The 21,925-nt window shown below is 67.3% G+C and carries 17 protein-coding genes and 1 other RNA gene; 14 read left to right on the forward strand and 4 right to left on the reverse strand.

The window, feature by feature from the left end; all coding sequences use genetic code 11:
- Positions 1 to 2: 2 nt before the first annotated feature.
- Genes ACWCIA_RS09985 through ACWCIA_RS10005 form a run of 5 tightly spaced genes read left to right on the forward strand, consistent with a single transcriptional unit; the run spans position 3 to position 3,459 of the window.
- Positions 3 to 647 (forward strand): pilus assembly PilX family protein, encoded by a 645-nt coding sequence (locus ACWCIA_RS09985; protein ID WP_454162857.1) that lies wholly within the window; start codon positions 3 to 5, stop codon positions 645 to 647.
- 29 nt (positions 648 to 676) lie between these two features.
- On the forward strand, positions 677 to 1,129 hold the full coding sequence (locus ACWCIA_RS09990) for a type IV pilin protein (protein ID WP_454162859.1): 453 nt from the start codon (positions 677 to 679) through the stop codon (positions 1,127 to 1,129).
- On the forward strand, positions 1,126 to 1,680 hold the full coding sequence (locus tag ACWCIA_RS09995; RefSeq protein WP_454162861.1) for a GspH/FimT family pseudopilin: 555 nt from the start codon (positions 1,126 to 1,128) through the stop codon (positions 1,678 to 1,680). Before ACWCIA_RS09990 ends, ACWCIA_RS09995 begins: the two co-directional genes overlap by 4 nt.
- A 30-nt stretch (positions 1,681 to 1,710) precedes the next feature.
- Entirely contained in the window at positions 1,711 to 2,817 is a 1,107-nt protein-coding gene (gene ribD / locus ACWCIA_RS10000; RefSeq protein WP_454162863.1) for a bifunctional diaminohydroxyphosphoribosylaminopyrimidine deaminase/5-amino-6-(5-phosphoribosylamino)uracil reductase RibD, read from the forward strand.
- Between the two features lie 12 nt (positions 2,818 to 2,829).
- The gene (locus ACWCIA_RS10005; RefSeq protein ID WP_454162865.1) at positions 2,830 to 3,459 is read left to right on the forward strand and encodes a riboflavin synthase; all 630 of its coding nucleotides are present in this window, start codon (positions 2,830 to 2,832) and stop codon (positions 3,457 to 3,459) included.
- Between the two features lie 102 nt (positions 3,460 to 3,561).
- Here ACWCIA_RS10005 and ACWCIA_RS10010 read toward each other — a convergent pair whose 3' ends face one another.
- Complete coding sequence (locus tag ACWCIA_RS10010) at positions 3,562 to 4,347, reverse strand: nuclease-related domain-containing protein (RefSeq protein WP_454162867.1); 786 nt, start codon at positions 4,345 to 4,347, stop codon at positions 3,562 to 3,564.
- A gap of 213 nt (positions 4,348 to 4,560) precedes the next feature.
- Between ACWCIA_RS10010 and ACWCIA_RS10015 the strand changes: the two genes are divergently transcribed.
- Positions 4,561 to 6,522, forward strand: coding sequence for a S9 family peptidase (locus ACWCIA_RS10015; protein WP_454162869.1), 1,962 nt, complete (start codon positions 4,561 to 4,563; stop codon positions 6,520 to 6,522).
- Between the two features lie 145 nt (positions 6,523 to 6,667).
- Here the strand turns inward: ACWCIA_RS10015 and ACWCIA_RS10020 are convergent, their stop codons facing one another.
- Together ACWCIA_RS10020 and ACWCIA_RS10025 are read right to left on the reverse strand one after the other, a co-directional pair.
- Complete coding sequence (locus ACWCIA_RS10020; RefSeq protein ID WP_454162871.1) at positions 6,668 to 9,514, reverse strand: M16 family metallopeptidase; 2,847 nt, start codon at positions 9,512 to 9,514, stop codon at positions 6,668 to 6,670.
- A gap of 79 nt (positions 9,515 to 9,593) precedes the next feature.
- The gene (locus tag ACWCIA_RS10025; RefSeq protein WP_454162873.1) at positions 9,594 to 12,287 is read right to left on the reverse strand and encodes a two-component system response regulator; all 2,694 of its coding nucleotides are present in this window, start codon (positions 12,285 to 12,287) and stop codon (positions 9,594 to 9,596) included.
- Between the two features lie 358 nt (positions 12,288 to 12,645).
- Here ACWCIA_RS10025 and ribBA point away from each other — a divergent pair, with 358 nt between their 5' ends.
- The 3 genes from ribBA to nusB are packed head-to-tail and all read left to right on the forward strand — an operon-like array spanning position 12,646 to position 14,778.
- Positions 12,646 to 13,758: a bifunctional 3,4-dihydroxy-2-butanone-4-phosphate synthase/GTP cyclohydrolase II gene (gene ribBA / locus ACWCIA_RS10030; protein WP_454162875.1), complete on the forward strand. Its 1,113-nt coding sequence runs from the start codon at positions 12,646 to 12,648 to the stop codon at positions 13,756 to 13,758.
- Between the two features lie 53 nt (positions 13,759 to 13,811).
- Positions 13,812 to 14,294, forward strand: a complete 483-nt coding sequence (ribH, locus tag ACWCIA_RS10035; RefSeq protein WP_454162877.1) for a 6,7-dimethyl-8-ribityllumazine synthase — start codon at positions 13,812 to 13,814, stop codon at positions 14,292 to 14,294.
- A gap of 13 nt (positions 14,295 to 14,307) precedes the next feature.
- On the forward strand, positions 14,308 to 14,778 hold the full coding sequence (nusB, locus tag ACWCIA_RS10040) for a transcription antitermination factor NusB (protein WP_454162879.1): 471 nt from the start codon (positions 14,308 to 14,310) through the stop codon (positions 14,776 to 14,778).
- Positions 14,779 to 15,126: 348 nt separating this feature from the next.
- Here nusB and ACWCIA_RS10045 read toward each other — a convergent pair whose 3' ends face one another.
- Positions 15,127 to 15,993 (reverse strand): transglycosylase SLT domain-containing protein, encoded by an 867-nt coding sequence (locus ACWCIA_RS10045; protein ID WP_454162893.1) that lies wholly within the window; start codon positions 15,991 to 15,993, stop codon positions 15,127 to 15,129.
- 513 nt (positions 15,994 to 16,506) lie between these two features.
- On the opposite strand from ACWCIA_RS10045, the gene ubiD reads away from it, so the two are divergent.
- From ubiD to dnaX, 5 genes are all read left to right on the forward strand, one after another.
- Positions 16,507 to 18,006, forward strand: coding sequence for a 4-hydroxy-3-polyprenylbenzoate decarboxylase (gene ubiD / locus ACWCIA_RS10050; protein ID WP_454162881.1), 1,500 nt, complete (start codon positions 16,507 to 16,509; stop codon positions 18,004 to 18,006).
- Positions 18,007 to 18,084: 78 nt separating this feature from the next.
- Positions 18,085 to 18,771, forward strand: coding sequence for a type 1 glutamine amidotransferase domain-containing protein (locus ACWCIA_RS10055; RefSeq protein ID WP_454162883.1), 687 nt, complete (start codon positions 18,085 to 18,087; stop codon positions 18,769 to 18,771).
- Positions 18,772 to 18,824: 53 nt separating this feature from the next.
- An RNA gene (gene ffs / locus ACWCIA_RS10060) (signal recognition particle sRNA small type) lies at positions 18,825 to 18,923 on the forward strand.
- Between the two features lie 238 nt (positions 18,924 to 19,161).
- Positions 19,162 to 20,622 (forward strand): methyl-accepting chemotaxis protein, encoded by a 1,461-nt coding sequence (locus tag ACWCIA_RS10065; RefSeq protein WP_454162885.1) that lies wholly within the window; start codon positions 19,162 to 19,164, stop codon positions 20,620 to 20,622.
- Between the two features lie 79 nt (positions 20,623 to 20,701).
- Positions 20,702 to 21,925: DNA polymerase III subunit gamma/tau (gene dnaX / locus ACWCIA_RS10070; RefSeq protein ID WP_454162886.1), on the forward strand; the 1,224-nt coding region annotated here is incomplete at its 3' end.

Below are 21,925 nucleotides of genomic sequence, written 5' to 3' on the forward strand. Positions count from 1 at the left end.
CCATGCGCGCCCGACCGCCATCGCGCCAGCAGGGCGCAGCCCTCGCGACCGTACTGTTCCTGATGCTCGCCGTCCTGATGATGTCAGCCTCCAGCATGCGCGCCGCGCTCTCGGCATCGAAGTCGGCACGGCACGAACGCGACCGCCAGGTGGCGCTGGCGGCGGCCGAGGCGGCGCTGCTGGACGCCGAGCGCGACATCGACGGCGCGGCCGGCCCGGCCTCGCCGCGCACGGCGATCTTCGCCGCCCAGGATGCCGGCGCCTTCATGGAGCGCTGCACGGGCGGCGCCGAGCGCAGCGGGCTGTGCAGCCTGAACGGACCGTCCGGCGCGCCCGCCTGGCAGGCGGCGGACCTGGCGGGCGACCAGGCTGTCGAGTACGGGCGCTTTACCGGGCGGTCGATGCCGACCGGCGCCGGACTGCTGCCCGCGCGTCCGCCGCGCTACCTGATCGAATTGCTGCCGGCGCCGGCGCACGGAACTGCGCCGCGCTACCGGATCACCGCCATCGGCTTCGGCGCCGAAGCCGCCACCGTCGTTGTCCTGCAGGGCACCTACCAGCGCGCCGCCGGCACGGCGACTCCCGGCCGCCGCCTGGGACGGCGCGAAATCGCCAACTGGCCCGAGCTGCACCGGGCCGCTTCCTGAACAGCCTGATTTTTCAAGAGGAGCAAACCATGAACCGCCGCAAACGGCTTGGTGCCGGCTTTACCCTGATCGAAATGCTGGCCGTGCTGCTCATCCTGTCCGTGCTGGCGGCGCTGGCCTACCCGGGGTATGCCGGCTATATGACGAAGGCGCGCCGCACCGAAGGGCAGGTGGCGCTGCTGAACGCGATGCAGCAGCAGGAGCAGCACCGTGCACTCCACCATACCTATGTCGCCTTTTCCAGCGCCGCCCCCATCCAGGGCATGCCCTGGTGGTCGGGCAGCCGCGCCGAAGGCAGCGCCTACGAGCTGGAAGCGCAGGCCTGCCCCGGCGCCGCCCTGCGCGACTGCGTGCAGCTGCTTGCACGCCCCGGCACGGCCAGGGTCGACGCCCGCTTCAGCGACCCCGAATGCGGCACGCTGACCCTGTCGAGTACGGGCGAGCAGAGGGCGGGAGGCACCGGCAAGCGGTGCTGGCCATGAAGCGCCGGCTGCCCGGCTTTACCCTGGTCGAACTGCTGGCCGTGCTGGCGATCGGCGCGGCGCTGCTGGCGGTCGCCTTGCCCGACCTGAATGCGCTGGTGCGCAATCAGCAACTGCGCGCCGCCAGCAGCGACTTGTTCGAGGCGATCGGGCTGGCGCGTGCGCAGGCGATCGCCCGCAACGAACGCATCCGGCTGGCGCCGCGCGACCCGGCGGGCAGCGACTGGGCCCAGGGCTGGACGGTCTTCGCCGACCGCGACGGCGACGGCGCGGCCGGTCCCGGCGACGACATCATCGCCGTGCATGGGCCGCTGGCGCCCGGGTTTGCCTTCGACTATGCCTTCACCGGCCCTGCGCTGCCGCAATACATCGCCTACAATGGCGCCGGGCGCAGTTGCAGCGGCACTAACGGCAGCGCGGCGCGCCCGGGTACGCTGTCGCTGTTTCATGGCGGCGCGATCCGCCGTATTAAAATCAACATGCTGGGCCGGGCGCGCATCTGCAACCCGGCGCGCGAGGACAATTGCGAGGGCGCCGACGCTCCCTCTTGAAGCGCGTTACCGACACCGACGAAGACCATTTTGCAGATCAAGACCGATACCGAGGGCATGGCCCTGGCCCTGGAGTGGGCCGCGAAGGGCATGTACATTACCGCGCCCAACCCGCGCATAGGCTGCGTGATCGTGAAGGACGGCGAGGTGATCGGCGCCGGCCACACCCAGCCCGCCGGCCAGGCCCACGCCGAAGTCCAGGCGCTGCGCGACGCCGCCGCGCGCGGCAAGGACGTGCGCGGCGCCACCGCCTACGTCACGCTCGAACCGTGCAGCCACTACGGGCGCACGCCGCCGTGCTCGAAGGCGCTGGTCGAAGCAGGTCTGGGCCGCGTGGTGGCGGCCATGGGCGACCCCAATCCGCTGGTGGCGGGGCGCGGCATGGCCCAGCTGGAGGCGGCCGGCATCGAGACCGCGTCCGGCCTGCTGGCCGAGGCTGCGCACGAACTGAATATCGGCTTCTTCTCGCGCATGCAGCGCGGCCGGCCCTGGGTGCGCCTGAAGACGGCGGCCAGCCTGGACGGCATGACGGCCCTGAACAGCGGCGAGAGCCAGTGGATCACGGGGCTGGACGCCCGCGCCGACGGCCACGCCTGGCGCGCCCGCGCCTGCGCCATCCTGACCGGCATCGGCACGGTGAAGGCGGACGACCCGCAGCTGACGGTGCGTGGCGTGGAGACGCCGCGCCAGCCGCGCCGCGTGATCGTCGACAGCCGGCTCGACATCGACCTCGGGGCGCGCATCCTGCAGGGAGAACCCTGCTGGATCGTGGCGGCCGTGCCCCATCCGGAGAAAGAGGCCAGCCTGCGCGCGGCGGGGCACGAGATCATCCTGCTGCCGAATGCCGGCGGCAAGGTCGACCTGCCCGCGCTGATGCTGGAACTGGGCCGGCGCGAAATCAACGAAGTACACGTCGAGGCCGGTTCCAAGCTGAACGCCTCGCTGGTGCGCGAAGGCTGCGTCGACGAACTGCTGGTGTACCTGGCCCCGAGCCTGATCGGCGCCGGGCAGGGCATGTTCGCGCTGCCGCCATTGGACAGCCTGGCCGGCCGGATCGCCCTGCGTTTTCACACCGTGAGCCAGGTCGGCAGCGACTTGCGTATCCTCGCGCGTTTCACCCCTACAGAATCACATTAAGGAACAGATCGTATGTTTACTGGAATCGTCGCCGCCGTCGGCAAGATCAACTCCGTTGTGCCGCTGGCCGGCAGCGATGACGCAGGCGTGCGCCTCGAGATCGACGCCGGCGGCCTGCCGCTGGCCGACGTCGTGCTGGGCGACTCGATCGCCATCAACGGCGCCTGCATGACCGTGGTCGCCAAGACCGGCAGCGCCTTCGCGGTCGACGTCTCGCGCGAGAGCCTGAGCAAGACCGTGGGCCTGGACGCGCCGGGCGAAGTCAACCTGGAAAAGGCGCTGACCCTGGCCGAGCGCCTGGGCGGCCACCTGGTGTCGGGCCACGTCGACGGTCTCGGGACCGTTCACAGCTTCGAAGCCGTGGGCGAGTCGCGCGAGCTGGTCATCGACGCGCCGTTCGAGCTGGCGAAGTTCCTGGCGTATAAAGGTTCGGTGGTGGTCAACGGCGTCTCGCTCACCGTCAACCGCGTCGAGGACCTGGCACTCGATGGCGGCAAGGTGTGCCGGTTCTCGATCAACCTGATTCCGCATACGATCGAGGTGACAACCCTGAAGCACCTGCAGGCCGGGTCGAAGGTCAACCTGGAGATCGACCTGATTGCGCGGTATGTCGAGCGGATGCTGTCGGCTGCGAAGGCCTGAGGTTTTCGGGTTAACGTTTCTGCCGCGGGTTCTGCGGGCGTAGCAAGGCGTGGAGTCCTGACTCCACGCGTTTCAGAAGCGTGAACAGCTTCACCGGGTGGCTCAATCTGGATTACTGAAATGGAGCGAACTGCTCCCGCCCCCGTCGGGCGCCGGTGAATCCTGCACAGCCGGCGCCTCGTGCACAACCCCGAACCGCGCCATGTAATCGGTGGTGGACGGGCAGTGCAGCGCCACCAGCTTGTGGGCGATGTCGCCGATCGAGTCGTACAGGCCGGTGCGCAGCAGGCCGGCCGCCGCCTCCAGCGCCGGTGCGTTTTCCAGCGACTTGTTCATCCTTTCGATGAACTGGTCGGTCCTGATGACCTGCGAGGTATCGAAGCGGCGCGGGCGGTCGATGCGGGTGCTCGGCGCCACCACCACCCAGGATTCGATCGGGCAGTCGCCCAGTCCCAGCTTGTCCAGCGCCCGCCGCAGGACCGGCACCCGCGCGGCGTTCTGCGCCAGCGGCGAGGGTATGCTGTCCCAGGTTTTCGCGGACTCGTTCCAGCGCAGGAATTCGCCGGCCTCGGTGATCTTCAGGGCCTGCGAAAAATGCTTGGTGTCGAGCAGGTGGAAGCGGCGCGTGCGCTGGATCAGCAGGTGGTCGATCTGCGCCACTTCACCGCCGCCCAGGTCGAGCCGCAGATCGTGCACGACCGCCGTGCGCGTCGCGTCCTTCAGGTAGACATCGATCAGCCAGGCCGCCTCGCGCTCGCCCTTGAGCCCGGCGCGCATGGTGCGCAGCTGGCGCTCGATCAGCGCGCGCTTGTCGGGACCCGCCAGCGCGAGCATGCGTTCGAGTATCGTGACGACCGGTTCCTTGTTATCGCAGTCCTTGTAAATCATCCTCAACTCCCGCCCAGTTCGAACCTCCAGTCTAGCGGTGCGTCAAGGATCTGCCACCGAATTTCATGCATCTAGGCAAGATTACCCTTGCTGCATGGTTTTTGTTGCGCACCCGACGCACCCGAATCCGCGTAGACTGCGCGCTGCAAATCAAACATGAGTTCGCCCACAATCGCAGTGTCGATGCAGGGCGGCCGAGGACGAGGAGAAGAGATGAAACACGATGAGGGACGGGTGGGAGCCGGCGCGACGGCGTATGCGCTCGGGCTGGCGTTGCTGCTGGCTGCAAGCGGCGCCGCAGCGGCGCAGATGCGCGAATACCGGTCGGTGGCGATCAGCGCCGGCGGCGAGCGGATCGCCGCGATCGAGTCGCTGGACCCGGGTGTGCCGGGCCGCAGGGCGCATGCGCGCATCGTCGTGCGCGATGCCGCCAGCGGCCGGATCACGGCCGAGTACGACCCCTGCGCCAGCTGTTCCTACGATTTTCCGTCGTGGTCGCCCGACCGCGAAGGGCTCGCCTTCATTGCCGCCGATCCGTTGGGAGGCGTCGCGACGCTGTGGGTGGCGCGCGCTGGAAAGACGACGCCGCTCGGCGCCGTCAAGGGCGTCGCCAACACGGCGCGCTGGTCGCCCGACGGCGCCAGCATCGCGCTGCTCGCCACGGTCGGTGCCACCAAGCAGACCGGCGCCGTGGAAGCGGGCGCGCGCCAGGTCGGCGAGATCGGCGTGAGCGAGGATGCCCAGCGCATCGCCGTCGTCCCCAGCGCCGGCGGCCAGCTGCGGCTGGTGTCGCCGGCCGACACCTACGTCTACGAATACGGCTGGACGCCCGACGGCAAGGGTTTCGTGGCGACTAGCGCCAAGGGTAATGGCGACAACAACTGGTGGGTCGCCACGCTCGGCCACGTCGACGCCGCCAGCGGCGCCCTGCGCGTCATCGCCGCGCCGAAGATGCAGGTCAGCCTGCCCCAGGTGTCGCCGGACGGGCGCACGGTGGCTTTCGTGGGCGGCCTGATGAGCGACTTCGGCTCGGTCGGCGGCGACATCTTCACCGTGCCGCTGGCGGGAGGAGAGCCGGTCGACGTCACCCCCGGCTACGCGGGCTCCTTCAACGGCCTGGCCTGGAAGGGCGCGCAGCTGGTCGCCTCCAGCCTGCAGGGCGCCGAGATGGCGGTGGTCGCGATCGATCCCGCGACGCGCGGCACGCGCACCCTGTGGTCGGCGCCGGTGGCGGCGAACGGCTCGCGCGACGGCCGCATCGTCTTCAGCCGCGACGGCGCCAGCGCGGTCTCGGTGATCGAATCGTTCGAGGCGGCGCCGCACATCCATGCCGGCCGGCTGCCCGAGCTGAAGCCCATCACGGGCGACAACGAGGCCTTTGCGCCGCAGGTGCTGGCGCGCAGCATCGGCTGGACCAACGAGGGTTTCAGGAGCCAGGGCTGGCTGGTCGGGCCGCGCCAGGTGCCAACCGGGAAAAAACATCCGATGGTGGTGATCGTCCACGGCGGGCCGGCTTCGGCGGCCATGCCGCGTTTCGTCGCGAGCGGCGAATTCGGCAACCCGCTGGTGCGCGAGCTGGTCGAGCGCGGCTACTTCGTCTTTTACCCGAACCCGCGCGGCAGCTTCGGCCAGGGGTTGGCCTTCACCCAGGCCAACCGGCGCGATTTCGGCGGCGGCGACTGGCGCGACATCCTGGCCGGGGTCGACGCGGCGATCAAGGAAGCGCCGATCGACGGCGCCCGCCTCGGGCTGATGGGCCACTCCTACGGCGGCTTCATGACCATGTGGGGCGTCACCCACAGCGACCGCTTCAAGGCCGCGGTGGCCGGCGCCGGCATCGCCAACTGGATCAGTTATTACGGCCAGAACGGCATCGACCAGTGGATGGTGCCCTTCTTCGGGGCCGCCATGTACGACGACCAGGCCGTGTACCGGCGCGCCTCGCCGATCGAGTCGATCAGGAACGCCCGGACGCCGACCCTGCTTTACGTGGGCGAGCGCGACGTCGAGACGCCGGCCGTGCAGTCGATGGAGTTCTGGCACGGCCTGCGCGCGATCGGCACGCCGACCACGCTGGTGATCTACGACGGGGAAGGGCATGCGATCCGCAAGCCGGAGCACCAGCTGGACCAGCGCCGGCGGACGGTGGAGTGGTTCGAGAAGTACTTGAAATAGCGTAGGGGTTGTCGAGGCCAGTGGCCTCGACAACGGGTTCACCGGACGGCTTCGCCGTCCACGCGTTCAACCAATGCGAGATCAGCGGAGCAGACATTCACACGTGATCTGAACGCGTGGACGGCAGAGCCGTCCACCCTACGGTTTAACTTGCCGGCTGGGCTGCCTCTTCCTTCTTCGCCTCCGCCTTCTGCGGATACAACACCACCTGCACATAGTTGTTGTTGTCCAGGTAGCGCCGCGCCGCTTCCTGGACTTCCTGCGCGCTGAGGGCCTGGACGCGGGCCTCGTGGGTCAGGATGGTGTGCGGGTCGGTGCCGTCCATCAGCGAGGACTGGATGCGTCCCAGCCAGTAGCCGTTTTCGCGCAGCGCCTTGCGGTAGTTCTGGATCCAGTTCTGCTTCACCTTGGCCAGGTCGGCCGGCTGTGGGCCTTCGCGCTTGAGGCGTTCGAATTCCTCGAAGGTGGCGGCGAGCACCTTGTCGACGCTTTCCGGCCCGGTCGGCAGGGTGAGCGAGAGCGAGTAGTTCCCGTAGGGGACGCGGCTGATGCCGCCGCCGGCGCTGCCGCCGTAGATCAGCGAGAGTTTTTCGCGCAGCACTTCGATGATGCGCAGGTTGAGCACTTCGATCAGCGCCTGCATGCGCATCTGTTCGAGCTGCGAGAACTCGGCCTTGCCGGTGAAGGTAAGCGAGATCGTGCTTTTCGGCTCGGTGCCGCTGTAGACGGCGCGCTTGACCACGCCCGTCACCGGGCGCAGCCCGACGTCGCGCCAGCCGACCGGGATGTCCGGCGTCGGCAAGCTGCCGAGATAGGTCGCCAGCAGCGGTTTCAGCTTGACCGGGTCGAAGCTGCCGACCAGCACGAAGGTCAGTCCCTTGGCGCTCGAGAAGCGTTCGCGGTAGATCGCGATGCTGCGGTCGAGGTCGATCTGCGCGTATTCCTCGGGACGCAGCGGTCGCGGCGCGCGCGGATGGTTGTTGTACAGGGTCGCGATCACGGTGTCGCCGAAGCGTGCGCCCGGCTCGCCGAGGCGGTTGCGCGCGGCTTCGGCCTGCTTGCCGATGAAGGATGTGAACAGGTCTTCGTCGCGACGCACGGCGTCAAAGCGCAGCCAGAGCAGCTGCAGCATCGTTTCGATATCGCCCGCTCCCGACGAGGCGCCGATCACCTCGCTGTAGCCGGCCATGCCCATCGTCACGGCGGCGGACTTGCCGGCCAAAACCTTGGACAGGTCGAGCGGCGAGTAGTCCTTCAGGCCCATGGCGGCGACGATGCTGCTGGCGTAGCGCGTGTTGAGGATGTCGCCGATCTCGTACAGGCTCTGGCCGCCGTAGCGCGCGGCGCTCATCACCACCTGGTCGTTGCGGAAGTCGGTGGGCTTGAGGATGACCTGGACGCCGTTCGACAGGGTCAGGTGGGTCAGGCCCAGTCCCCGGTCCTCGGTTTCAAGGACGATCTGGCCGGGCTTGGGCGGCTGCGCCATCAGCTGCGCGCCCAGCGCCTTTTCCTCGTAGGGCGCCACCTCGGCCTGCTCGGCGCGGGCGAGGGCCGCCAGCAGGGCGGGACCCTCCGGCGGCGGCATGTCGTCGCGGGCGATGCCGGTATAGATCACCAGCTTGCCCGATTCGGCGGGAATGGTGCGGCGCGCGTAGGCGTTCATCTCCTCGAGCGAGATCCCGGGCAGCATCTCCTGCACGTAGCGGTACTCGCGGGCGATGCCGGGGATCGGTTCCTGCTGCAGGAAGTTGCGCATGTACTCGGCCACGTAGACGGCGGAGTTGGTCTTGTCGCGCTCGCTGTAGGTGCGCTCGAAGTTGCGCATCATGTCCTTCTTGGCGCGCTCGAGTTCGGCCGCGGTGAAGCCATGGCGGCGCACCCGTTCGTTCTCGCGCACCAGGGCGTCGATCGCGGCCGGCGCGCCGCCCTGGCCGATGACGGCGCTGGAATTGAAGGATTTATAGAAGGGTGTGAGCTTGCCCAGGCCGCTGCCGCCGCGCAGGAAGGGCGGCTCGGGCAGCTGCGACAGCGCGTGCAGGCGGTCGCCCAGCATGTCGCCGAACAGGCCCTCGACCAGCTGCTCGCGGTAGCCGCGCACGGTATCGGGCTCGCGTACCGGCTGCACCGGGTAGCGGATCAGGACGCCGTTGCCGCCGGCTTCCCGGTCGGTCACGACCACCGCCTCGGTCGTTTCGCGCGCCGGGATCTCGGCGTAGACGCGCGGGCGCGACGGCGACGGGTTCTTCAGCTTGCCGAAGTGGGTGCGCACCAGCTTTTCGATGAGCTTGGGATCGGCGTCCCCGACGGCGACCACCGCCATCAGGTCGGGCCGGTACCAGTCGCGATAGAAGCGGCGCAGCGCCTCCGGGCGGAAGCTGCGCAGCACTTCTTCCTTCCCGATCGGCAGCCGCTCGGCATAGCGCGAGCCGTTGTAGATCTTCGGATACAGCTGCTTGCCGATGCGGTCGGCGGCGCCTTTGCCGAGCCGCAGCTCTTCCAGCACGATGCCGCGCTCCTTCTCGACCGTCGCCTCGTCGAAGGTGATGCCCTGCGCCCAGTCTTCCAGCACCTGGAAGGCCTTGGTCAGGTGTTCGGGGCGGTCGGCCGGGATCGGCAGGATGTAGACCGTTTCATCGAACGACGTGTAGGCATTCAGGTCGGCGCCGAACTTGACGCCGATCGACTGCAGGTAGTCGACCAGTTCATGCTTCTTGAAGCGCGCGGACCCGTTGAAGGCCATGTGCTCGACAAAATGCGCCAGGCCCTGCTGGTCATCGTCTTCCTGGATCGAGCCGGCTTTCACCACCAGGCGCAGTTCCAGCCGGCGCTCGGGGCGGCCGTTCTTCTGGATGTACCAGGTCAGGCCGTTGGGCAGCTTGCCGACCTTGACTTGCGGGCCGACCGGGATCGGGGCGTCGAGCTTGAGGGCGGCGCCGGCAACGAAAGGCTGGACGAGGAGGAAGGCAAAAAGAGTACTGCGAAGGAAGCGCATGGGATTCATCGAGGTTCCGGCGAAAAGACGTCGAGCGGCCATTGTAAAGGCCGCTCGTTGGCTTGTGCGTCCGAATGCCTCAGACCACAACGCGTCCCTTGCGCAGCAGGCTCTCCATCTCGCGCGCCGGCAGCGGCTGGCTGTACAGGTAACCCTGCAGCACCTGGCAGCCGATCCGGCCCAGGAAGTCGCGCTGGGCGAGCGTCTCGACCCCCTCGGCGACAACGCGCAGCGAGAGCCCGTCGGCCAGGGCGATCGTGGCCTGGGCGATGGCCGCGCTGCGCGGGTCGGTCGTGATGTTGCGCACGAACGCCTGGTCGATCTTCAGCTTGTCGAGCGAGAAGCGCGACAGGTAGCCGAGCGAGGAGTAGCCGGTGCCGAAGTCGTCGAGCGAGAGCGACACGCCCATCGCGCGCAGCTCGGCCAGCTGCGCTTCGGCGGCGGTGGTATCGCCCAGCATCACGCTCTCGGTCAGTTCGACCTCGAGGTAGCGTCCTTCGAGGCCGGATTCGAGCAGGGCCGTGCGCACCACCGCCGGGACGGTGCCGGCCTTGAACTGGTGCGCCGACACGTTAACCGCTACCGGGACGCGCGGCAGGCCGGCGTCCTGCCAGGCCTTGTTCTGCAGGCAGGCCTGGCGGATTACCCAGTCGCCGATCGGCAGGATCAGGCCCGTGTCTTCGGCCAGCGGGATGAAGTCGGCCGGCGAGACCCGCCCCAGTTCCGAACTGTGCCAGCGCAGCAGGGCTTCCATGCCGAGCACGCGGCCGTCGCCGGTTGCCACCTGGGGCTGGAAGTGCAGCGCCAGCTCGGCGCGCCCGATGGCGCGGCGCAGGCGCGTTTCCAGCGCCAGCCAGCGCAGCGCCTGGTCGTTCATCTCGCCCTTGAAGAAGCGGAAGCCGTTGCGGCCAGCGTCCTTCTGGTGCGCCAGGGCGGCGTCGGCCGCCTTCAGCAGGTCGCTGGGCGCGTCGCCGTCGCGCGGGAAGACGCTGATGCCGATGCTGCCGGTGACGACCACGTCGTGGCCCTCCACCGATACCGGTTGGGCGATGGCGTCGATCAGGCTGCGCGCGACCAGGATGATGGCCTCGGTGTCCTCGCATTCGGTGAGCAGCACGAATTCGTCGCCCGACAGGCGCGCGACGGTATCGGCGGGGCCGGCCACCAGGCCGGCGCGGCGCGCCACTTCGCGCAGCAGGGCGTCGCCGGCCGCATGGCCCAGGCTGTCGTTGATGCGAGACAGACGGTCGACGTTCACCAGCAGCAGCGCCAGCTGGGTGCCGTCGCGGCGCGCGGCCGCGATCGACTGCTGCAGGCGGTCTTGGAACAGCGAGCGGTTCGGCAGCAGGGTCAGGGCATCGTGGTTCGAGAGGAAATCGAGCTGGTTGTGGGCCGCTTTCAGCGCCGACAGGTCGGTCGAGACCGAGACATAGGCGGTCAGCTTGCCGGCATCGTCGTGCACGGCGCTGATGCTCGTTCTTTCCGGATAAATCTCGCCGTTCCTGCGGCGGTTCCAGAGCTCGCCGCGCCACTGGCCGTGCTCTTCCAGGTTCGCCCACATGCAGCGGAAAATGGATGCGTCGTGACGTCCCGAAGACAGGATGCGCGGGTTCTTGCCGATGACTTCCCATTCGCGAAAGCCGCTGTTCTGCTCGAAAGCCGGGTTGACCGCCACGATGTTGGCGCAGGCATCGGTCATGATGATGCTTTCCTGGGTGCTGTCGAACACCTGGCGCGCCAGCTCGAGCCGGTGCTCGCTCTCGCGCAGGGCGGCGTCGGCCTGGGCGCGCGCGGTCGCTTCCAGCTGCAGCTGGGCGGCATGGCGCTGGACAACGCCGTACAGGTTCAGGTTTTCGTAGGCGACCGCCAGCTGCGCGGCCAGCGCCGAGGCCCAGCCGGCGTCGTCGGTGCCGAAGGCAGGCGCGCCCGCTGCGCGGCCGAAGACGATCCAGCCATGCAGGTGGTGCTGGTCGCGCACGGCCAGGCCGAGGAAGGCGCCGGCGCGCGCCAGGTCGGCGGGCAGGGCGGCCAGCAGCGGCGCGCCCTCAAGCAGCAGCAGCGGCTGGCGCGCGTCGAGCAGGGCGCCGGGCAGGGCGCCGGTCAGCCGGGTGCGCACCGCCTGCGGCAGGATGGCGGCGGCGTCGCAGCCGCTGGCACCCAGGTGGCGCACGCTGCGCTCGTCGCTGTCGAGCAGGCACAGCGCCATCCGGTCGGCGTCGATGATGCGTCCGGCCGCGCGCAGGAAGGCATCGGCCAGGCCCTCGACCTTGCGTTCGCCGGCCAGCTGCAGCGACAGGTCGCGCAGCCGGGCCAGGCGCGCGTCGGGCTCCTGGACGCCGGGCTGGGACGGCGGCGGAAAGTCGCTGGCGGCCGGCCCCGGCCGGGCCTCGTGCGGGACCGCGGTCGCCAGGCCCAGCTCGGCGTTGACCGCCTGCATGATGTCCTGCGGGTCGGAAGGCTTGCCGAGCACGGTCTGCACGCCGCAGCTGCGCGCCATCGCGATGGTCTCCCTTTCGGCGTAGACGGCCGAGTAGAAGATGACCCGGGTCGCGGCCAATGCACGGTCGGCGCGCAGGCGCTGCACGAACTCGTAGCCGTCCATGGTCGGCATCAGAATGTCTGTGATGATGAGGTCGGGACGCTCGCCGCGCACCAGCGCGAGGGCGGCGGCGCCGTCTTCGGCCTCCAGCAGGCGGTGTTCGGTGAAGCCGAGCAGGGCGAGCAGATAGGCGCGGTTGCTCGGCCGGTCGTCGACGATGAGGATGGTGGCCATCAGTGCGTCTCCCGGGCTGCAGCGGTGCACTGACAGATGAAGTTCGGTACCAACATGACTACTCCATAAAGGCCCCGGCGGCAGCACGCCGGGACGTCGGACATCAGACCGGATTGTCGGAAATCATAATCCAGCCTGCATACTGAAACACCCACAAGGTTTCATAGTAAAACATAACGTTTAACAATTGATTGCGAACATGGTTATTTTAGTTGCGTGTGTGCAACATGATGTTTTTCGGCGTCTGTACGCGGATTGCATTTCTCCTGCCGAGTTCGCCCCTTGGGCCGGCCGGAAGCTGGTAAATCCTTTAAAATAGCGGATTACGCACGACGCGTCACCGTTTGAGGAAATCTGCATGTCCATCTCCAGCACCCAGGAAATCGTTGCCGAATTGCGCGCAGGGCGCATGGTCATTTTGGTCGACGAAGAAGACCGCGAGAACGAGGGCGACCTGGTGCTGGCGGCCGATTTTGTCACGCCCGAAGCCATCAACTTCATGATCCGCCACGCGCGCGGCCTGGTCTGCCTGACGCTCTCCGAAGAGATCTGCGACCGCCTGGCGCTGCCGATGATGACGACCCGTAACGGCACCTCCTTCGGCACCAACTTCACGGTCTCGATCGAGGCGGCCGAAGGCGTCACCACCGGCATCTCGGCGGCCGACCGCGCACGCACCATCCAGGTCGCCGTCAACAAGGGCGCACGGCCCGACGACCTGGTGCAGCCTGGCCACATCTTCCCGCTGCGCGCGGTCAAGGGCGGCGTCCTGATGCGCGCCGGCCATACCGAAGCCGGCTGCGACCTGACCGAGATGGGCGGCCTGACCCCGGCCTCGGTGATCTGCGAGATCATCAACGAAGACGGCACGATGGCGCGCCTGCCGGACCTGCTGGAATTCGCGAAGGAACACAACCTGAAGATCGGCACCATTGCCGACCTGATCCACTACCGCAGCCAGAACGAGAGCCTGGTCGAGCGCGTTGCCGAGCGCACGCTGTCTACCGCCCACGGCGACTTCCACCTGATCGCCTACCGCGACAAGCCGAGCGGCTGCGCCCACCTGGCGATGGTGCACGGCGAGGTCAAGCGCGAGAACGAAACCCTGGTGCGCGTGCACCAGCCGGTCTCCATCCTCGACGTGCTGGAGCACAAGGCCACCACCCACTCGTGGACGATGGCCTCGGCGATGGCGGCGATCAAGGCGGCCGACTCCGGCGTGCTGGTGCTGCTCAACTGCGGCGAAAGCGCCGAGCAGCTGTTCGCCCAGTTCGCCTCGATCGATGCACCGGGCGCGCGTCCGAGCGGCCGCGCCGCGACGATGGACCTGCGCACCTACGGCATCGGCGCCCAGATCCTGAAGGAACTCGGCGTGGGCAAGATGAAACTGCTGGCCAATCCGCGCAAGATGCCGTCGATGACCGGCTTCGACCTGGAAGTGACGGGCTATATCGCCAATCCTGCGGCCTGACGCAGGCGCATCGACTATATTTACCAATACGAACACACAAGAAGAGGGCAGCCATGACCGTAGGAACTTATGAAAGCAACATGACAGGCGAAGACCTGCGCATCGGGATCGTGCAGGCGCGCTTCAATGCCGACGTCGGGCATGGCCTGCTGTCGGCCTGCCTGGCGGAACTGAAGCGCCTGGGCGTGGCGGACGAAGACATCCTGCACGTGACCGTGCCGGGCGCCCTCGAAATCCCGCTGGCCCTGCAGAAGATGGCCGAGACCCAGCAGTTCGACGCGCTGATCGCACTCGGCGCGGTGATCCGCGGCGAAACCTACCATTTCGAGCTGGTCTCGAACGAATCGGGCGCGGGCATCACCCGCATCGGCCTGGACTACGGCATCCCGATCGCCAACGCCGTGCTGACCACCGAGACCGACGAGCAGGCCGAAGTGCGCATGGCCGAGAAGGGCGCCGACGCGGCCAAGGTCGCGGTCGAGATGGCCAACCTGCTGCTGGCGCTCGAAGAGCTGCACCCGGAAGAAGACGAGTAACAGAAAGAACGACATGACCGACAAGACCACCCACGCCAACCCGAGCAAGAACCGCACGCCGCGCCACCGCGCGCGCGAGTTCGCGCTGCAGGGCCTGTACCAATGGCTGCTGAATAACGAGCCATCGAGCCAGGTGGCCAACAACATCCGGGGCGCCCACGGCTTCGACAAGGCCGACGGCGAGTATTTCTCGTCGCTGCTGAACGGCACGATCACGACCTCGGTCGAGCTGCGCGAATCGATCGCCCCGCTGATCGACCGCGGCATCGCCGAGCTGTCGCCGATCGAGCACGGCGTCCTGCTGCTGGGCGCCTACGAGCTGAAGAACCACCCGGAAATCCCTTACCGCGTCGTCATCAACGAAGCGGTCGAGCTGACCAAGTCCTTCGGCGGCATCGACGGCCACAAGTACGTCAACGGCGTGCTGGACAAGCTGGCCTCGACCCTGCGCCCGGAAGAAGTCGGCGCCGACGCGCGTCGCTGATCTATATAGAACGCGTTCGACGCGAAGCCACCGTTGCCCTCGGCACGGTGGCTTTTTTGTTGCCCGCGCTATCGGCGGCAACGTTCTCCGCACGCGTCTGCCGCGAGGGCCGTAGGGTGGTCGGCTCCACCCGGGAATGAGAAAACACGGGGCTCGTGCGCCGCCCACGCGTTCAACAGACGGTCGATCTGGCGCGAGGTTTCCGGGACTGGTTGAACGCGTGGACGGCGTGCAAGCCGCTGGCCAGCATGCATGTGGGTGGAGCCGTCCACCCTACGTTGAGCCGCCGAGGCCCATAAAAAAAGCCACCGCGAAGGTGGCCATGAGGAGTGATCGGTACGGTTTGCCTTACAGGTTGGCGGCCAGCGCTTCGGTGTGTTCGGCGGCCGGCTCGGCCTTCGGTGCGGCAGGGGCGGCCGGTTCGGCCTTGTTGACGACCATCTGCGCCGGGGCAGGGGCTGCCGGCGGCGTGCGGTGCGGAACGTTCTTGCCGCTGGCAACCTGCTTCAGGCGGCGGTATTCGGCGATCACCTTGGCGCCGTAGCCCTGGTCGCTGTCCATGTCGGCCGCGCCGACATAGGTCTTCAGGCCGCCTTCGACGGAACCGGTGCGCTTGACGTAGTCCTTCAGGATCTGGGCACCGACGCGGATGTTGGCGACCGGGTCGAGGGCTGCCTTGGCGCCGCCGACTTCCTCGAACTTGTCGTGGTGGACCTTGGCCATCACCTGCATCAGGCCCTTGGCGCCCATCGGGCTTTCCGCAAACGGGTTCAGGCCCGATTCGATCGCCATCACCGCCAGGATCAGGAGCGGGTCGAGCTTCATCTCGTGGGCCGTCGTATAGGCCGTCGAGACCAGCATGTTGGCCGCGTCGCCCGCCACGCGGTAGCGCTTGGCAAGCCAGGAGGTGACGTGCTGCTGCTGCTTGCTGCTGCCCGGCGCCTTGGCCTGGCTAGGGGCCGGTGCGGCCGTGGCGGCGATCGCGGCAGGCGAGGCCTTGGCCGGTGCAGCGGCGACGACGATGGCGGCTTCGGGAGCGGCGGATTCAGGGTAGAGCAGTTCGGAAACCTTCTTCGCGGCATCCGGGTTGGTGTAGAGCAGGGCCAGTACTGCCACTGCGGAGAGACCGAACACGGTCAGTGTGTGCTGCATGGTGGTCAACAAACCACGCGCCGTTTTGCTCACTTGTGCGAACGTGACTGGCTGGCTGGCCATCTGGACGAACCTTGCGCTCGTACCGAACAAACGATTGATCATCGAAGTCCCCTTTGTCGCGGCGAAAAGGATCCCGTCGCGGCGCTATGGGCGCTGCGGAGGTACCAATGCCGTGCATCAGAAAAATCGTCAGGGCTTCCAGTGCGGAAGACCAAAACGCCGTCATTGCTTTGCTTCAGCTGGACGCGGGTCCCAGTGGGGAGGGTCCAGTGGCTCAACAACTGTCTCGGGGGTTTAGGCAGACGCCTAGTGAAAACACTCCTTAAAATGTCATTTGGGGCCCCGACCCCGTGAAGTTATGAGAACGGCTACAATCTGGTCAAAACCCGGCCGCCTCATCAAGTAGGGCAGATTGTAGGAGGTCGTTTATACCAAGTCAACCCTAGCACGACTGCGCGTTATAACTTTTAGATCTGACATTTGTCGGCCTAGCTCAGCAATATCTTGCCAAATCAAATACTTGGCCGCGCTACTTGATTAACCGCAAGCAATCGAAAAAACAAGCAAAACTTGATGAAATATTCAGATCTTCGGGATTTTATGTCCCAACTGCAACTAAATGGCGAGCTACAGCGCGTAACTATCCCGGTATCGACGCATTTGGAGATGACCGAAGTCTGCGACCGCACCTTGCGCGCCGGCGGTCCGGCCTTGCTGTTCGAAAACCCGACCACCGCCGGCGGTGCCGCGCACAAGATCCCCGTGCTCGGCAACCTGTTCGGCACGCCGCAGCGCGTCGCCCTCGGCATGGGCGCGGACAATGTGGGCGAGCTGCGCCGCATCGGCCATGTGCTGGCGCGCCTGAAGGAGCCCGAGCCGCCGCGCGGCTTCAAGGACATCATGGGGCTCGGCTCTCTGGTCAAGGCCGTGTGGGACATGGCGCCGAAGGAAGTGAAGGGCGCGTCCTGCCAGGAAATCGTGTGGGAAGGGCAGGACGTGGACCTGGCCCGGCTGCCAATCCAGCATTGCTGGCCGGGCGACGTCGCGCCCCTGATTACCTGGGGCCTGGTGATCACCAAGGGACCGAACAAGAAGCGGCAGAACCTGGGCATCTACCGCCAGCAGGTGCTGGGGCCGAACAAGGTCATCATGCGCTGGCTGGCGCACCGCGGCGGCGCGCTCGACTTCCGCGAGCATGCGATCGCCAACCCGGGCCAGCCGTATCCGGTGGTGGTGGCGCTGGGCGCCGACCCGGCCACCATCCTCGGCGCGGTGACGCCGGTGCCCGACAGCCTGTCGGAATACCAGTTCGCCGGGCTCCTGCGCGGCCAGCGCACGGTGCTGACGAAAGCCATCGGCAGCGAGCTGCGCGTGCCCGCATCGGCCGAGATCGTGCTCGAAGGTCATATCTATCCCGATGCGAACCACCCGTCGGGCTTCGAGCACGCCATGGAAGGCCCTTACGGCGACCACACCGGTTACTACAACGAGCAGGACAGCTTCCCGGTCTTCACGATCGACCGCATCACGATGCGGCGCGACCCCATCTATCACTCGACCTATACCGGCAAACCGCCGGACGAGCCGGCCGTGCTGGGCGTGGCGCTGAACGAAGTCTTCATCCCGCTGCTGCAGAAGCAGTTCAGCGAGATCACCGACTTCTACCTGCCGCCGGAAGGCTGCAGCTACCGCATGGCGGTGGTGCAGATGAAGAAGCAGTACGCTGGCCATGCCAAGCGCGTCATGTTCGGCGTCTGGAGTTTCCTGCGCCAGTTCATGTATACGAAGTTCATCGTCGTGGTGGACGAGGACGTCGACGTGCGCGACTGGAAGGAAGTGATCTGGGCCATCACCACGCGGGTCGACCCGACGCGCGACACGGTGCTGGTCGATAACACGCCGATCGACTACCTCGACTTCGCCTCGCCGATCAGCGGACTCGGCAGCAAGATGGGCATCGACGCCACCAACAAGTGGCCGGGCGAGACCAATCGCGAATGGGGTACGCCGATCGCGATGACGCCGGAGGTCAAGGCGAAGGTCGACGGGATCTGGCAGCAGCTGGGTTTATAAGCGTAGTTGCGTGCGTCGCGCCTGGCGCGGCGCGGGTAGACTCGGCTTCCGACCACTTACATAGGACAAGGAGGCCCGATGAAGATCCTGATGGTGCTGACCTCGCACGACCGCCTCGGCGACACCGGCAAGAAAACCGGTTTCTGGCTGGAAGAGTTCGCCGCTCCCTATTATGTGTTCAAGGACGCCGGCGCCGACATCGTGCTGGCCTCGCCCAAGGGCGGGCAGCCGCCGCTCGACCCGAAGAGCGACGAGCCCGACGCCCAGACCGAGGCGACCCGGCGTTTCCGCGAGGACCCGGCCGCGCAGCAGGCGCTGGCCAACACCGTCCCGCTGTCCGGTATGCAGGCCGAACAGTTCGACGCCGTCTTCTATCCCGGCGGCCACGGTCCTCTGTGGGACCTGGCCGAGGATGCCGATTCGATCCGCCTGATCGAGGCGATGGCTACAGCGGGCAAGCCGGTCGCGGCGGTCTGCCACGCGCCGGGCGTGCTGGGCCGCGTGAAAGGCCCGGACGGCGCGCCGCTGGTGAAGGGCAAGCGGGTGACGGGCTTCACCAACACCGAGGAGGAAGCCGTCGGCCTGACGCAGGTCGTGCCTTTCCTGGTCGAAGACATGCTGGTGAAAAATGGTGGGCAGTACAGCAAGGCAGGGGACTGGGAGCCGTATGTGCTCACCGACGGCTTGCTCGTCACGGGGCAGAATCCGGCCTCGTCGGAGCCGGGCGCCCACGCCTTGCTGGCCTTGCTGAACAAGCGCTCCTAGGCTGCCTGCAAGAACCGGCCCCAAAACCAACGGGGTCGGGTATAATGGCCGCTGGCGGGCCCCTGCGCATTGTGGCATGGTTTACCTGGTCAGGTCGGGAACGAAGCAGCCAAAGCCGTTCACCGCAAGTGCCGCAGATCAGGCTCGCCTCCTTCGTTTTCCTCGTTCCGCGCTCTCACTTTCCCACGTTCGTTTGATCCGCTTGCTCCTCAGGGCAGGGTAACTGTCGCTTTCGGCATTTGTTTGTATATACGAACAATTGTTTGAAATCGTCAATTCCGGCAGTTGTACCGGCAATGACCCGCTAATATTTGCCGGATCGTCCAGTATTTGCCCTGTCTTGCGATAATATTGCCGCCAATCAATAAAATCGATAATTCGAGGGCGGTTATGGCACATCACGAAGTGGAACAAACCTTGCGCGCGACCTGGCGCCGCGCGGACCGCCTGATGGTCGTGATCTTGTGGGCGATGTTCGTAGTCGCGCTGGCCATTTCAGGCCTGCACGATACGCTGGCCTGGGCGCTGCTCGTCGGCATCCCCGCGGCGCTGATTCCTACCGTGCTGGCGGTGACCGCCGGCGGGACGCGCCCGACCCGCATGGCGATCGCCGTCGCCCTGATCGCCATGTGCGCCCTGCATATCCACCAGGGCGGCGGGCGCGACGAACTGCATTTCGGCCTGTTCGTCGCCCTGGCTTTCCTGCTGTGCTACCGCGACTGGACGGTGATCGTCCTGGCCGCCACGGTGACGGCCCTGCACCACCTGAGCTTTAACTACCTCCAGGAGCTGGGGTTCGGCGTGCGCTGCCTCGTCACCCCCGGCATCGGCATCGTCCTTGTGCACGCGGCGTATGTCGTCGTCGAGACGGCGGTGTTGTGCTTCCTGGCCCTGCAACTGCAGCGCGAAGCCTTGCGTTCGGCCGAGCTGCGCGCGAGCGTCGCCACGCTGCGGGGAGCGGACGGCACCATCGACCTGCGCGCCGACCTGCCGGCGATGAGCGACAGCGGACGCGCTTTGCAGGACGTGGTGCGCCTGCTGGGGCATGCCCTCGCCAGTGTCCAGGCCAGCGTCCATGCGACCAACGCCGCCTCGCACCAGATTGCCCATGGCAATGCCGAACTGTCCCTGCGCACCGAGCGCCAGGCCGGCGCGATCCGCGGCACCGTCGCTTCGATGGCCGAACTGACGGCCACGGTACGCCAGAATGCCGAGCACGCGCGGCAGGCCGATGCGCTTGCCGGGTCGGCATCGAAGGTGGCCGCGCGCGGCGGCGAAGTGGTGGCGCAGGTGGTCGAGCGGATGGAGGCCATCGATGCGTCCTCGCGCCGCATTGCCGACATCATCGCCGTGATCGACGGTATTGCCTTCCAGACTAATATCCTCGCGCTCAATGCGGCGGTCGAGGCGGCGCGCGCGGGCGAGCAAGGCCGTGGCTTTGCCGTCGTCGCAGGGGAGGTACGCAACCTGGCCCAGCGTTCGGCATCCGCCGCGCGCGAAATCAAGACCCTGATCGAGGAGTCGGTGGCGCAGGTCAGCGCCGGCAGCACGCTGGCGCAGCAGGCCGGCCGCACGATGGACGAAGTCGTCGGCAGCGTGCACCGGGTGTCCGGCATTATCGGCGAGATCAGCCGCGCCAGCGGCGAGCAGGCCCAGGGCATCGCCGCGATCAGCGAGGCGATCGGGGCCATGGACCGCGACACCCGCGACAGCGCGGCGATGGTGCGGGAAGCGGCCGTGGCGGCGGGCTCGATGAAGCAGGAAGCCGATCGCCTGGCCGAGGTCGTCGCGGTGTTTCATCTCGACAACAGCGTGGTCTCCCGCACGCTCCCGGCACTGGCGGCACGCTGAGCTCGAGCGGGCGCGTCACGCCCATGCGTTCTCAGCCGGGAAAGTTCGCGCCGGCGCCCAACTGCGGTAAAATCCCGGTATGTCCTATCAAGTCCTCGCCCGCAAATACCGCCCCAAGAATTTCGAAACGCTGGTCGGCCAGGAGCACGTGGTGCGCGCGCTCACGCATGCGCTCAACACGGGCCGGCTGCACCACGCCTACCTGTTCACGGGCACCCGCGGCGTCGGCAAGACGACGCTCTCGCGCATTCTTGCCAAGTCGCTCAACTGCACCGGTCCGGACGGGCAGGGCGGGATCACGGCTTCGCCCTGCGGGCTATGCGAAGCCTGCCGCGCGATCGATGCCGGCCGCTTTGTCGACTATATAGAGATGGACGCGGCCTCGAACCGCGGCGTCGACGAAATGGCGCAGCTGCTCGAGCAGGCCGTCTATGCGCCCAGCAATGCACGCTTCAAGGTCTACATGATCGACGAGGTGCACATGCTGACCAACCACGCATTTAACTCGATGCTGAAAACGCTCGAGGAACCGCCCGAGCACGTCAAGTTCATCCTCGCCACCACCGACCCGCAGAAGATCCCGGTCACGGTGCTGTCGCGCTGCCTCCAGTTCAACCTGAAGCAGATGCCGCCCGGCCACATTGTCGGCCACCTCGAGAACATCCTCGGCCAGGAAGGCGTGAGTTTCGAGCAGCCGGCGCTGCGCCTGCTGGCCCAGGGCGCCCACGGTTCGATGCGCGACGCGCTGTCGCTGACCGACCAGGCCATCGCCTACGCTGCCGGCGCCGTCACGCTCGACGCTGTGCAGGGCATGCTGGGCGCGCTCGACCAGTCCTACCTGGTGCGCCTGCTCGACGCGCTGGCGAACGAAAACGGCGCCGACCTGCTGGCCGTGGCCGACGAGATGGCCAGCCGCAGCCTGTCGTACAACGGCGCGCTGCAAGACCTCGGCACCCTGCTGCACCGGATCGCGCTGGCACAGTCGGTGCCGGCCGCGGTGCCCCAGGACCTGCCGGAACTGGCCGACATCCTGCGCCTGGCCGGGCTGTTCGACGCGCAGGAAGTGCAGCTGTATTACCAGATCGCCGTGCACGGCCGCAACGAGATCGGCCTCGCGCCGGACGAGTACGCAGGCTTCACCATGACGCTGCTGCGCATGCTGGCCTTCCGCCCGGGGCAGGGCGGCGCCGAGCGCACCGCCGCGCCGGCTGCGACGGCCGCGCCGCGCGCGATGGCGCCGGCGGCACGGGCCGCATCGGCTGCTTCCGCCGCCACGGCCAGCCAGGCCGCCGCCCCGGCTCCG

It is taken from the genome of Massilia sp. SYSU DXS3249 (assembly GCF_053668055.1).

Excerpts from the sequence above, each read along its gene's own strand:
- ACWCIA_RS10045 (WP_454162893.1), bottom strand. The coding sequence starts at position 15,993 with ATGGCCAGCCAGCCAGTCACGTTCGCACAAGTGAGCAAAACGGCGCGT.
- ubiD (WP_454162881.1), top strand. The coding sequence starts at position 16,507 with ATGAAATATTCAGATCTTCGGGATTTTATGTCCCAACTGCAACTAAAT.
- ACWCIA_RS10065 (WP_454162885.1), top strand. The coding sequence starts at position 19,162 with ATGGCACATCACGAAGTGGAACAAACCTTGCGCGCGACCTGGCGCCGC.
- ACWCIA_RS10025 (WP_454162873.1), bottom strand. The coding sequence starts at position 12,287 with ATGGCCACCATCCTCATCGTCGACGACCGGCCGAGCAACCGCGCCTAT.
- ribBA (WP_454162875.1), top strand. The coding sequence starts at position 12,646 with ATGTCCATCTCCAGCACCCAGGAAATCGTTGCCGAATTGCGCGCAGGG.
- ACWCIA_RS10010 (WP_454162867.1), bottom strand. The coding sequence starts at position 4,347 with ATGATTTACAAGGACTGCGATAACAAGGAACCGGTCGTCACGATACTC.
- ACWCIA_RS09995 (WP_454162861.1), top strand. The coding sequence starts at position 1,126 with ATGAAGCGCCGGCTGCCCGGCTTTACCCTGGTCGAACTGCTGGCCGTG.
- ACWCIA_RS10015 (WP_454162869.1), top strand. The coding sequence starts at position 4,561 with ATGAAACACGATGAGGGACGGGTGGGAGCCGGCGCGACGGCGTATGCG.
- ribH (WP_454162877.1), top strand. The coding sequence starts at position 13,812 with ATGACCGTAGGAACTTATGAAAGCAACATGACAGGCGAAGACCTGCGC.
- ACWCIA_RS09985 (WP_454162857.1), top strand. The coding sequence starts at position 3 with ATGCGCGCCCGACCGCCATCGCGCCAGCAGGGCGCAGCCCTCGCGACC.
- nusB (WP_454162879.1), top strand. The coding sequence starts at position 14,308 with ATGACCGACAAGACCACCCACGCCAACCCGAGCAAGAACCGCACGCCG.
- ACWCIA_RS10020 (WP_454162871.1), bottom strand. The coding sequence starts at position 9,514 with ATGCGCTTCCTTCGCAGTACTCTTTTTGCCTTCCTCCTCGTCCAGCCT.
- ACWCIA_RS09990 (WP_454162859.1), top strand. The coding sequence starts at position 677 with ATGAACCGCCGCAAACGGCTTGGTGCCGGCTTTACCCTGATCGAAATG.
- ACWCIA_RS10055 (WP_454162883.1), top strand. The coding sequence starts at position 18,085 with ATGAAGATCCTGATGGTGCTGACCTCGCACGACCGCCTCGGCGACACC.
- ACWCIA_RS10005 (WP_454162865.1), top strand. The coding sequence starts at position 2,830 with ATGTTTACTGGAATCGTCGCCGCCGTCGGCAAGATCAACTCCGTTGTG.